Source organism: Bradyrhizobium sp. USDA 4474, assembly GCF_054057515.1.
In genome coordinates this window covers 1,837,944-1,849,290 of sequence record NZ_JBSRZJ010000002.1, presented here as the reverse complement: position 1 = coordinate 1,849,290, position 11,347 = coordinate 1,837,944, and the positions used below count along the sequence as shown (strand labels likewise).

Genomic DNA, 11,347 nt, shown 5'->3' with positions numbered 1-11,347 from the left:
CGCTTGATGGTGTCTCTTATTTGATCTTCGAGGCATCGGGCTGCGTCGGCTCCTTGTGTCCACCGAAACCCGCGCGCATCGCGGAGAGAATTTTTTCGGCGAAAGTGTGTTCCCGACGCGAACGGAAACGCGTGTAGAGCGCTGCAGTCAGGACTTCGGCCGGCACGGCCTCGTCGATCGCCGCATTCACGGTCCAGCGGCCCTCGCCCGAATCCTCCACGAAGCCGGAATATTCTGCGAGCTGCGGGCTGTCGGCGAGCGCGGTCGAGGTGAGGTCGAGCAGCCAGGACGGGATCACTGAGCCTCGCCGCCACACTTCGGCGATGTCGGCGAGGTCGAAATCATAGCGATGATCGGCCGGCAACGCGTCGATATTGGCGTTCTTGAGGATGTCGAAGCCTTCGGCATAGGCCTGCATCAGGCCGTATTCGATGCCGTTGTGGATCATCTTGACGAAATGGCCCGCGCCGACCGGGCCGGCATGGATGTAGCCCTGCTCGATGCGGGCGTCGCGGCCGTCGCGTCCCTTGGTGCGCGGAATGTCGCCGGCGCCGGGCGCAAGCGCTGCGAAGATCGGATCGAGCCGGTCGACCACCTGCTTCTCGCCGCCGATCATCATGCAGTAGCCGCGCTCGAGACCCCAGACGCCGCCCGACGTACCGACGTCGACATAGTGGATGCCGCGCGCCTTCAGCGCCTTGCCGCGGCGGACGTCATCCTGCCAGAAGGTGTTGCCGCCGTCGATGATGACGTCGCCCTCCTGCATCACGCCTGCGATGGTGTCGATGGTCTCCTCGGTGATGCGGCCTGCAGGCAGCATCACCCAGACCGTGCGCGGCCGCTCGAGTTTCGAGACGAACTCTTCCAGCGTTGCCGAACCGGCCGCGCCCTCCGCAGCGAGACCGGCGACGGCCTTGCTGTCCTTGTCATAGACCACCGTCGAATGTCCCTGGCGCATCAGCCGGCGAACGATGTTGCCGCCCATCCGGCCGAGGCCGATCATGCCGAGTTGCATTGAGATATTCCCTTAGTTCAGTGCGTCGTTGAGCGCCGCATTGAGCGCCGCGAGACCTTTCTCGAGCGGACCCTTCAGGTGCACCCGAAGTGCGCGCCGGCCCCGCTCGGTGAGCACATCGAAGTCGCCGCGCGCCTGCGCTGCCTTGATCACGCCGAAGCTCGCCTTCTGGCCCGGCACCGCCAGGTCCTTGGCGTCATCTGCGGTGATCTGGAGGAACAGGCCGCTGTCGGGGCCGCCCTTGTAGGCTTGTCCGGTGGAGTGCAGGAAGCGCGGCCCGAATTCGGCGCAAGTTGCGACATGCCGTTTCTCGCGCACCTCCAGACGCATGGCCTGAAGCGCGTCGACATTGGCCTTGTCGCGTTCGATGTAGCCGAGCAGGGCGACATAATCGCCGCGGTTGGAACGCGACAGATGCGCCTTCAGCCAGGAGGTGAGGTCGCCATCGGCGCCGGCTGCGCGCAGCGCCTTGGCGTTGGCGGCGTCGGTGTAGAGATCGGCTTCCTTGGTGCTGACGACAGGCTCTTCGGCCGGCAGCGCGCCGGTCTTCTCATAGGCTGACGTCAGTTCGCGGGTCTTGATCTTGGCGGCTTCCACGTCCGGCTGGTCGAACGGGTTGATGCCGAGGATCGCGCCTGCAACGGCAGTTGCCATCTCGAAGCGGAAAAATTCCTGGCCGAGATGCTCGATCGACTTCATGACGATGCGCACGACCGGATGGCCGGCGGCCTCGATTCCGGCCAGGGCCGAGTCGTGGGCCGCGTCGGTCTCTCCTTCGGTACGGATATCGATGAAGAAGCGGTCGTTGCCGTAGACAGAGGACTCGCCGAGCGGCTCGCCGGCGATCGGGATCAGGCCCTTGCCTTCCTTGCCGGTCGATTCCGCGATGAGCTGCTCGGCCCAGGCACCGAAATCGGCGATCTTCTTCGACGACAGGATCGTCACCTTGTCGCGGCCTTCGAGGCCGGCAAGTCCCATGGCGAGGCCGAGCTGCACGCCCGGATTCTCGGCTGGCGGCACGTCCGGTCCGCAGGAGCGCGCCATCGAGAGGGCATGCTTGAGGAAGGTCTTGACGTCGATGCCGGCCGTGGCCGCCGGCACAAGGCCGAACGGCGACAGCACCGAATAGCGGCCGCCGATCGACGGCTCGCCGTGGAAGATGCGGGCGTAATTCAGCTTCTTGGCGGCCTTTTCCAGCGAGGAGCCGGGATCGGTCACCGCGATGAAGCGGAAGCCGGTCTTGGCCTTGGGGCCGAGCGCCCGCGCGACCCGCTCGTGGAAATAATCCTTCATCGCGTTCGGCTCGGTGGTGCCGCCGGATTTGCTCGAGACGATGAAGACGGTATTGGCGATGTCGATCTTGGCCTCCATCGCCCGCACCTCGGCCGGGTCGGTGGAGTCAAGCACGTGCAGCTTCGGGAAGCCCGGCTTCCGCGCAAAGGTCTCGGCCAGCACCTCCGGACCCAAGCTCGATCCGCCCATGCCCAGCACGACGGCGTCGGAGAATTTCTGGCCCTTCACGCGGTTGGCATAGTCCTCATAATCGGCGACGTCGGCCTTCGCCGCGCTGTCGAGCCAGCCGAGCCATTTGTCCTCGTCCGTCCCGGTCCAGACCGACTTGTCGCGCTGCCACAGCCTGCGGATCTTGGCCGAGGCGCGCCACTCTTCGGTGCTCTTGGCCACGGCGTTGGCGAGGCTGTCACCCAGCGAGAGCTGCTGGCGGTCGATTGCCGGCCCGAGCACGGTTGCGCGCTTGTGGGCGACTGCGCCGTAGAGCTTGTCGGCGGCATCCGCGAACTGCTTGACGCCGTCCCTGACGAGCTCCTCGGTGATCGCGTCGAGCGAGATGCCGGAGCGCTCCAGCTCTTCCAGCACGCGGCGGGCGTCATCGACGTTCTCTTCCAGGCTGTCGCGCGCTTTGCCGTGGTCGCGGAAAGCATCGAGCGTCGCCGGCGGCACGGTGTTGATGGTGTCGGGCCCGATCAGCTCCTCGACATAAAGGACATCGCTGTAATCCTTGTTCTTGGTGCCGGTCGAGGCCCACAGCATGCGCTGCGGCCTGGCGCCCCTGGCGGCGAGCTTCTCCCAGCGCGGACCCGAGAACAGCCGCTTGTAGTCCTGATAGGCGACCTTGGCGTTGGCGATCGCGACCTTGCCCTTCAGGGCGGCGAGCCGCTCCTTTTCAGATGGGTCGTTGGCGCGGGCAATCTTCTCGTCGAGCTGCTTGTCGACGACGGAGTCGATCCGGCTGACGAAGAAGCTCGCCACGCTCGCGACATGGGAGGGGTCGCCGCCGCCGGCAACGTATTTTTCGAGACCCGCGAGATAGGCCTCGGCCACCTTCAGGTAGACCGCTCTGGAGAACAACAGCGTGATGTTGATGCTGATGCCCTCGCCGATCAGCGTTTCGATCGCCGGCAGCCCCTCAGGCGTCGCCGGCACTTTCACCATCAGGTTCTTGCGGTCGACGTCCTTCCAGAGCCGCCGCGCCTCGGCCACCGTGCCGGATGTGTCCATTGCGAGATAGGGCGAGACCTCGAGGCTGACATAGCCGTCATGGCCCTTGAGCCTGTCATAGACCGGGCGCAGCACGTCGGCGGCGTTCTGGATGTCCTCGACCGCGACCGCCTCGAACAGGTCGGCCACGGTCCGGTCTCCCCGCTTCAGCGCTTTGCCGATCGAGGCGTCGTACTCGTCCGAGCTGCCGATCGCCTTCTCGAAAATCGCGGGATTGGAGGTGACGCCCTTGACGCCGTCGGAGTCGATCAGCCGCTTCAGGTCGCCCTTGCCGATGAAGCCGCGGGCGAGGAAGTCCAGCCAGACGGCTTGTCCGTGCTTTTCCAGTTCTTTGACGGGATTCATGATGCTCTTATCTCCAAGCCTGCGGGCGGAGGGGGTTTCCGCGACGGTCCTGACGCGCTATCCTTTAGCTCACATGCTCCCGGGAGGGAACCAATCAAGGGTACAGGCGTCATACTCCAGGTGTAACTCCGTCACGATCATGGCGATCCAGGCGGCGGTCGCCGTTTTGCGTAATAAAGATTTGGCCGGATGGTCTGGCTGGATTGCTGCGTGAGATTGATCTGTCGTGCCGCTGAGTGTCATCGGCGGATAGCGCCGATAGTCATTGGCTCGGTCGCGAATGGCCATGCTGGGGGAAAGCATACATGCTTGTCCTGATGGTATTGCCGTCGCCGATAGCCGGGCATCGATTGCCGGCCGGCTGTGTGGGTGCATCCCATGATCTCGAAATCGGTCCATGCGTCACGCGTCTGCGGCCGGGGTCGCTGTGAGCCTCGTCGCGACGCTGCTGAGCGCGAGCTTGGCCTTGGAATGGCGGGGTGACTCAGCTCTCACGATGCGACGATCGGCTATGCCGGGGTCGCGCTGTTCGCCCGGTGACGGCCTGTCTTGCACCAGGAAGATGAACGCGACACCCAAGGCGTCGCCCTACAAGCGTCATAAGTTCGCCGCGCGCAGATCGTTCTATGTTGCAGTGCCGGATGGAGCGATCCCCGGTATTTGCCCGGATGTGGCGAGCCAGTGACAATTTCTGGAAATGAGCCAAGATAGACGAAGATTCGCACAAATTACAGGCAAGTGCCTGTTCGTAATTCAGCGAGTGCCTACCTTGTGCATTGCGTCGTGTTGGCAGCCGGGTGTCCAATGATCGTCATGTGCTCACGCTGATTCGAAACGCGGCCTGAGGAACGGTCCAGCAACTGCTTTCGTTTCAGCTTGTAGCGGAACTCACGCGGAGAGGGATCATGTACAACGATTCTCTATTCAACGCTTTCGCTCGGTCGTTCGAGGCGAGAAGCCAGCACGACATGTCGATGGCGGAATATCTGGAATCGTGTCGAAGCGATCCCATGAAATACGCGAATGCGGCCGAACGGTTACTAGCGGCGATCGGCGAGCCTCAGACGATTGACACGGCCAAGGACCCACGCCTTGGCCGTATTTTTTTGAACCGCACCATCCGTACCTATCCGGCCTTTGCCGGCTTCTACGGCATGGAAGAAACCATCGAGCGCATCGTCGGCTTCTTCCGCCATGCGGCGCAAGGACTAGAGGAGCGCAAGCAGATTCTGTATCTGCTCGGGCCTGTCGGCGGCGGCAAATCCTCTCTCGCCGAGCGGCTGAAGTCGCTGATGGAAGTGCATCCGATCTACGTGCTCAAGGCCGGCGATGAACTCTCGCCGGTGTTCGAGAGCCCCCTCAGCCTGTTCGATCCCGATCATCTCGGTCCGATGCTGGAAGAGAAGTATGGCATTCCGCGCCGGCGTCTCACCGGTCTGATGAGTCCGTGGTGCTACAAGCGGCTCGAAGCTTTCGGCGGCGACATTTCTCAGTTTAGAGTCGCAAAAATCCAGCCCTCGCGGTTGCGCCAGATCGCAATCTCCAAGACCGAGCCCGGTGACGAGAACAACCAGGACATCTCCTCGCTGGTCGGCAAGGTCGATATCCGCAAGCTCGAGACCTACGCTCAGAACGATCCCGACGCCTACAGCTATTCGGGCGGCCTCAACCGCGCCAATCAGGGCGTGCTGGAGTTCGTCGAGATGTTCAAGGCGCCGATCAAGATGCTGCACCCGTTGCTGACCGCAACGCAGGAAGGTAACTATATCGGCACCGAGAATATCGGCGCGATCCCGTTCACCGGCGTCATCCTCGCGCACTCCAACGAGGCGGAATGGGCGAGCTTCAAGTCCAACAAGAACAACGAAGCCTTCATCGACCGCATCTGCGTCATCAAGGTGCCGTACTGCCTGCGCGTCACCGAAGAGCAGAAGATCTACGAGAAACTGATCCAGGGCTCCGAGCTCGCGTCCGCCCCCTGCGCGCCCTCGACGTTGGAGACGCTGGCGCGATTCTCGGTGATGTCGCGCCTGCGCAAGCACGAGAACTCGACGCTGTTCGGCAAGATGCGGGTCTATGACGGCGAGAGCCTGAAGGAATCCGATCCCAAGGCGCGCAGCGTCCAGGAATATCGCGATGCCGCTGGCGTCGATGAGGGCATGGACGGAGTCTCCACCCGCTTTGCCTTCAAGATCCTGGCTGCGACGTTCAATCACGATCCGCAGGAAGTCGCCGCCGACGCCGTGCATCTGATGTACGCGCTGGAGCAGTCGATCCGCAGGGAGCAGCTGCCCGAGGAAGTCGAAAAGCGCTACCTCGAATTCATCAAGGCCGAGCTCGCGCCGCGCTACGCCGAATTCATCGGCAACGAGATCCAGAAGGCCTATCTGGAATCCTACTCGGATTACGGCCAGAACCTGTTCGACCGTTACGTCGATTACGCCGACGCCTGGATCGAGGATCAGGACTTCAAGGACCCTGATACGGGCCAGCTGCTCGATCGCGAGCTTTTGAACCAGGAGCTGACGAAAATCGAGAAGCCGGCGGGCATCGCCAACCCCAAGGACTTCCGGAACGAGGTCGTCAAATTCTCGTTACGCTCCCGGGCCCAGAACGGCGGCAAGAATCCGACCTGGACCTCCTACGAGAAGATTCGCGATGTGATCGAAAAGCGGATATTCTCTCAGGTCGAGGACCTGCTTCCGGTCATCTCGTTCGGTTCGAAGAAGGACGGCGAGACGGAGAAGAAGCACGGCGAATTCGTCGCACGCATGGTGGAGCGTGGCTACACCGAGCGTCAGGTTCGCCGACTGGTCGAATGGTACATGCGCGTGAAGCAAGCCGGTTGAGGCGGATGAGAAAGTGGCCATTCACATCATCGACAGGCGCCTGAATCCAGGCGGCAAGAGCCTTGAAAACCGCCAGCGGTTCTTGCGTCGGGCCAAATCCCTGGTGCAGGGCGCCGTCAAGAAGACCTCGCAGGAACGCGAAATCAAGGACGTCCTGGAGGGTGGTGAGGTCACGATCCCGCTCGACGGGATGCACGAGCCGCGTTTCCGCCGTGAAGGCGGAACGCGGGACATGGTGCTGCCCGGCAACAAGAAGTTCATCGAGGGCGACTATCTCCAGCGCCAGGGCCAGGGCAGCGCCAAGGATTCCGGACCGGGTGAGGGCGACAGCGAAGATGCCTTCCGCTTCGTGCTGAGCCGCGATGAATTCGTCGATCTCTTCCTCGATGATCTCGAGCTGCCCGATTTGGCCAAGCGCAAGATCGCGCAGACCGAGAGCGAAGGCATCCAGCGCGCCGGCTACACCACGTCGGGTTCGCCCGCCAACATCTCGGTGAGCCGAACGGTGAAGCTTGCGCTTGCCCGCCGCATCGCGCTCAAGCGTCCGCGCAAGGACGAGGTCGAGGAGCTGGAAGCAGCGATTGAGGCCTGCACCGACGAGGACGAGCGCGCCGAGCTTGTCGCCCGGCTCGAAAAGCTGAAGGCCAAGACCAAGCGCATTCCCTTCATCGACCCGCTCGACATCCGCTACCGCCGCTACGAGAAGATGCCGCGGCCGGTCGCGCAGGCCGTGATGTTCTGCCTGATGGACGTGTCGGGCTCGATGTCCGAGCACATGAAGGATCTGGCAAAGCGCTTCTACATGCTGCTGTACGTGTTCCTCAAGCGGCGCTACAAGCATGTCGAGATCGTCTTCGTCCGCCATACCGATCGCGCCGAAGAGGTCGACGAGCAGACCTTCTTCTACGGTCCGGCCTCCGGCGGCACACTGGTCTCCAGCGCGCTGCAGGCGATGCACGAGATCGTGCGCGAGCGCTTCAATCCCTCGGACTGGAACATCTATGCCGCGCAAGCCTCCGACGGCGACAATTCCTATTCCGACGGCGAGCTCACCGGTCTCTTGCTGACCGAAAAGATCCTGCCGGCCTGCCAGTTCTTCGCCTATCTCGAGGTCGGGGAATCCGGCGGCAGCGCCTTCGATCTCTCCGATTCCTCGCTCTGGACCCTCTACGAGCGCCTCCGCAACTCCGGCGCACCGCTTTCGATGCGCAAGGTCTCTGAGCGCAGCGAGATCTTTCCGGTGTTCCACGACCTGTTCCAGCGCCGCGAAACTGCCCAGGAGAAAGCCGCTCCATGACGGAACGCTTGTTCGAAGGCGCCGATTGGGATTTCCACACCTTGCAGCGCATTACCGATGCGTGCGAGGAGGTGGCGCTGAAGGGTCTCGGTCTCGACGTCTACCCGAACCAGATCGAGGTCATCACCGCCGAGCAGATGCTGGATGCCTATTCCTCGGTCGGCATGCCGCTGTTCTACAAGCACTGGTCGTTCGGCAAGCACTTCGCGTATCACGAGGCCTCCTACCGCAAGGGCCTGATGGGCCTTGCCTATGAGATCGTGATCAACTCCTCGCCCTGCATCTCCTACCTCATGGAGGAGAACACGGCGACGATGCAGACGCTGGTGATCGCGCACGCGGCCTTCGGTCACAACCACTTCTTCAAGAACAATTATCTGTTCAAGCAGTGGACCGATGCCGAGGGCATTCTGGACTATCTGGATTTCGCCAAGAACTACGTCATGCAGTGCGAGGAGCGCTACGGCCGCACCGAGGTCGAGCGCACGCTGGATGCCGCGCACGCGCTGATGTCGCACGGCATCGACCGCTATCCCGGCAAGAAGCAGTTGGATCTGCGCGAGGAAGAAAAGCGGGCAGGGCGTCGCCGGCAGCACGAGCAGGAAGTCTTCAACGACCTCTGGCGCACGGTACCCAAGGGCGCCTCGAAGGCCCGGACCGCGATCTCGCTCGAACGACGCCGCAAGCTGCTCGGCCTGCCGCAGGAAAACCTGCTCTATTTCCTGGAGAAGAGCGCGCCAAGGCTGGCGCCCTGGCAGCGCGAGCTCCTGCGCATCGTCCGCCACATCGCGCAATATTTCTATCCGCAGAGCCAGACCAAGGTGATGAATGAGGGGACGGCGACCTACGTCCACTATCGCATCATGAGCCAGCTGCATCAGCAGGGCCGCATCACCGACGGCAACTTCCTCGAATTCCTGGGATCGCACACCAACGTGGTGTTCCAGCCCGAATTCGACGATCCGCGCTTCTCCGGCTTCAATCCCTATGCGCTCGGCTTCGCAATGATGCAGGACATCGAGCGCATCGTCACCAATCCGCAAGATGAGGACCGCGAGTGGTTCCCCGATATCGCCGGCAGGAACGACGTGATGGGCGTGCTGCGCGACGTCTGGGCCAATTATCGTGACGAGAGCTTCATCGGCCAATTCCTGAGTCCGAAGCTGATGCGGCACTTCCGCATGTTCCACCTGCACGACGATCCCGAGGAGCGCGCCGGCATCCGCGTCGATGCCATCCACGACGAGCGCGGCTTCCGCCGGGTTCGCCGCGAGCTGGCGCGGCAGCACGACGTCGGCTTCATCGATGCCAATATCGAGGTGGTCGACGTCGATCTCTCCGGCGACCGCCGGCTGATCCTGCATCACCGCGTCATCAAGGGTTCGCAGCTCAACGAGACCGATGCCAAGCGGGTGCTTCAGCATCTCGCCGATCTCTGGACCTACGACGTCTCGCTGATCGAGGTCGATTCCAGCGACAAGGTGCTGCGGGAGTATGTCGTCAGCCCGCGTCCGATCGCGGCGGCGGTGGCCTGAGGCGGGCACGCGAAGCGACATGGCGGGATGTGCGTTGATGTGCCCTCGCCCCTTGCGGGAGAGGGCAGCGACGGCGGGAGACACAAGCTCGCTCGGGTGAGGGGTATTCCCGGCACACTTTGGTGTTCGTGGATACTCACATCCGGCGCTTCGCGCCACCTTCTCCCGCAAGGGGAGAAGGAAGGCGCCGTGGCTGCATGGCGTGCCTACGCCGGTCGCTTCTTCTTCGACCCATTCAGCTCCACGGCCGCGCGGATGAGCGCCTTCAAGGCTTTCTCGTTGATCTTCGCACCCTCGCCGATATCGATCGCGCGCCGCACATTCCCGTCGAGGCTGGAGTTGAACAGGCCGGCCGGATCGTCCAGCGCCGCGCCCCTGGCAAAGGTCAGCTTCACCACGGTCTTGTAGGTCTCGCCGGTGCAGATGATGCCATCGTGCTCCCACACGGGAACGCCGCGCCATTTCCATTCCTCGACGACATCAGGATCGGCCTCCTTGATCAGCGCGCGGATTCGCTTCAACGTCTCGCCGCGCCAGTCGCCGAGCTCCTTGATCCGACCGTCGATCAGCTTTGACGGCGACGGCCCGTCCGTTTCTTTCTTGTTTGCGGTCACGGCCTTCTTCATCATCGCGCCTCGCTGGAGCGGCCGAGATAGGGCTGCGCGAACATATAGAGCCCGGTCGCGAGCAGCGGGATCAGCGGCACGAAAGCCAGCAGTCCGATCCATGTCGCCTGAATCTGCATGGTCAGCGCAACGATGTTGGCGATCACGGCAATCGTGAAGGCAATCGACAGCCAGCGATGGATCTGCCGGATCCACGTGTTCGAACTCATCTCAATCTCCTTCGGCGATGTGTGGGATGGACGGAATCAGCCGGACTATTCGGTCCGCGCCAGCAGCTCGTCCAGCTTGGTGAAAAACTGCTTCCAGCCGGCATGCGCTCCGCCATAGGCCTGCTTCTGGCTGGGACGGAAGCCTGCCTGCTCGACGCGCAGATGCGTGCCTGATCCCCGTGGGGTGAGTGTGAACGTCACGACGCTCTTGAGGTCGTAGGCCGCGTCCTCATGCGTGAAATTCCAGGTGTAGGCGAGCGAGCGTTGCGGTTCGATGGCGAGCACCTCGCAGTCCAGCACACCGCCCCATTCGCCGCGCAGATTGAAGCGATGACCGACCGATGGCTTGAAGTCGTTCTTCATCAGCCATTCCTCGATCAGATGCGGCTGCGTCAGCGCGCGCCACAGCCGCTCCGGGGGAAAGGCAAATTCCCGCTCGATCACCACGGAACGTGTTTCGGTCGCAGCTTCAGTCATTGGTCCATCCTCTTGAGGAGATCGTCGAGCGCATCGAGCCGGTTCTGCCAGAAGCCCGCCATCTGGCTGGTCCAGTCGATCAGTGGATCGAGCGCACCGGGCTGCGCGCTGTAATGGGTTTGGCGTCCTTCGTGGCGGTCACGCACCAGGCCCGCCTGCTTCAGCGCGCCCAGATGTTTTGAGACCGCCGGCTGGGAAACGCCTGATGTCGCCGTCAGTGCCCCGACCGTCTGCTCGCCCTCGCGGCAAAGCCGCTCGAAGATCGCCCGCCTTGTGGGGTCGGCGAGCGTCCGGAACAGGAGGTCGGGGGCGGCGGACATCGGGAATCCATAACTCAGAAGTTATGGATCAACCCATAACCGTGGAGTTATGGGTGTGTCAAGTGAGATCGAAGTGAGTAGGCGACTCTGCGGGCTCCGCCTTCCCTCGCCCGCTTGCGGGAGGGCTTTTTGCTCTGGGGGATTGTCCCGTCGCGGA

The 11,347-nt window shown here is 62.8% G+C and carries 10 protein-coding genes; 3 read left to right on the top strand and 7 right to left on the bottom strand.

Translation table 11 applies throughout. The features are described 5' to 3' along the window. Positions 1-16: 16 nt before the first annotated feature. From gnd to ACVW16_RS10570, 3 genes are all read right to left on the bottom strand, one after another. Positions 17-1,015, bottom strand: coding sequence for a phosphogluconate dehydrogenase (NAD(+)-dependent, decarboxylating) (gnd, locus tag ACVW16_RS10580; protein WP_456736082.1), 999 nt, complete (start codon positions 1,013-1,015; stop codon positions 17-19). A 12-nt stretch (positions 1,016-1,027) separates the two neighbouring features. Then, entirely contained in the window at positions 1,028-3,877 is a 2,850-nt protein-coding gene (locus ACVW16_RS10575; protein ID WP_456736081.1) for a bifunctional transaldolase/phosoglucose isomerase, read from the bottom strand. A gap of 69 nt (positions 3,878-3,946) precedes the next feature. Beyond that, positions 3,947-4,180, bottom strand: a complete 234-nt coding sequence (locus ACVW16_RS10570) for a hypothetical protein (protein WP_456699177.1) — start codon at positions 4,178-4,180, stop codon at positions 3,947-3,949. A 602-nt stretch (positions 4,181-4,782) separates the two neighbouring features. Here ACVW16_RS10570 and ACVW16_RS10565 point away from each other — a divergent pair. The 3 genes from ACVW16_RS10565 to ACVW16_RS10555 are packed head-to-tail and all read left to right on the top strand — an operon-like array spanning position 4,783 to position 9,558. Then, the gene (locus ACVW16_RS10565) at positions 4,783-6,726 is read left to right on the top strand and encodes a PrkA family serine protein kinase (protein WP_092237520.1); all 1,944 of its coding nucleotides are present in this window, start codon (positions 4,783-4,785) and stop codon (positions 6,724-6,726) included. A 19-nt stretch (positions 6,727-6,745) separates the two neighbouring features. After that, positions 6,746-8,023 carry a YeaH/YhbH family protein gene (locus tag ACVW16_RS10560; RefSeq protein WP_456705062.1) on the top strand — a complete coding sequence of 426 codons (1,278 nt, stop codon included), beginning with the start codon at positions 6,746-6,748 and terminating at the stop codon, positions 8,021-8,023. Continuing rightward, the gene (locus tag ACVW16_RS10555) at positions 8,020-9,558 is read left to right on the top strand and encodes a SpoVR family protein (protein WP_456699176.1); all 1,539 of its coding nucleotides are present in this window, start codon (positions 8,020-8,022) and stop codon (positions 9,556-9,558) included. The genes ACVW16_RS10560 and ACVW16_RS10555 overlap by 4 nt, the downstream gene beginning before the upstream one ends. A gap of 206 nt (positions 9,559-9,764) precedes the next feature. Here the strand turns inward: ACVW16_RS10555 and ACVW16_RS10550 are convergent, their stop codons facing one another. The 4 genes from ACVW16_RS10550 to ACVW16_RS10535 are packed head-to-tail and all read right to left on the bottom strand — an operon-like array spanning position 9,765 to position 11,190. Continuing rightward, entirely contained in the window at positions 9,765-10,184 is a 420-nt protein-coding gene (locus ACVW16_RS10550) for a DUF1801 domain-containing protein (protein WP_456705061.1), read from the bottom strand. Next, a complete protein-coding gene (locus ACVW16_RS10545) occupies positions 10,184-10,393 on the bottom strand; it encodes a hypothetical protein (RefSeq protein ID WP_456699175.1) in 210 nt (69 codons plus the stop codon). Before ACVW16_RS10545 ends, ACVW16_RS10550 begins: the two co-directional genes overlap by 1 nt. Before the next feature lie 45 nt (positions 10,394-10,438). Continuing rightward, the gene (locus ACVW16_RS10540) at positions 10,439-10,870 is read right to left on the bottom strand and encodes an SRPBCC family protein (protein WP_456736080.1); all 432 of its coding nucleotides are present in this window, start codon (positions 10,868-10,870) and stop codon (positions 10,439-10,441) included. After that, positions 10,867-11,190, bottom strand: a complete 324-nt coding sequence (locus tag ACVW16_RS10535) for an ArsR/SmtB family transcription factor (RefSeq protein ID WP_456736079.1) — start codon at positions 11,188-11,190, stop codon at positions 10,867-10,869. The genes ACVW16_RS10540 and ACVW16_RS10535 overlap by 4 nt, the downstream gene beginning before the upstream one ends. Between the last annotated feature and the right edge of the window lie 157 nt (positions 11,191-11,347).

Coding starts and splice junctions, on each gene's coding strand:
- gnd (WP_456736082.1), bottom strand. CDS start 1,015: ATGCAACTCGGCATGATCGGCCTCGGCCGGATGGGCGGCAACATCGTT.
- ACVW16_RS10575 (WP_456736081.1), bottom strand. CDS start 3,877: ATGAATCCCGTCAAAGAACTGGAAAAGCACGGACAAGCCGTCTGGCTG.
- ACVW16_RS10570 (WP_456699177.1), bottom strand. CDS start 4,180: ATGCTTTCCCCCAGCATGGCCATTCGCGACCGAGCCAATGACTATCGG.
- ACVW16_RS10565 (WP_092237520.1), top strand. CDS start 4,783: ATGTACAACGATTCTCTATTCAACGCTTTCGCTCGGTCGTTCGAGGCG.
- ACVW16_RS10555 (WP_456699176.1), top strand. CDS start 8,020: ATGACGGAACGCTTGTTCGAAGGCGCCGATTGGGATTTCCACACCTTG.
- ACVW16_RS10550 (WP_456705061.1), bottom strand. CDS start 10,184: ATGAAGAAGGCCGTGACCGCAAACAAGAAAGAAACGGACGGGCCGTCG.
- ACVW16_RS10545 (WP_456699175.1), bottom strand. CDS start 10,393: ATGAGTTCGAACACGTGGATCCGGCAGATCCATCGCTGGCTGTCGATT.
- ACVW16_RS10540 (WP_456736080.1), bottom strand. CDS start 10,870: ATGACTGAAGCTGCGACCGAAACACGTTCCGTGGTGATCGAGCGGGAA.
- ACVW16_RS10535 (WP_456736079.1), bottom strand. CDS start 11,190: ATGTCCGCCGCCCCCGACCTCCTGTTCCGGACGCTCGCCGACCCCACA.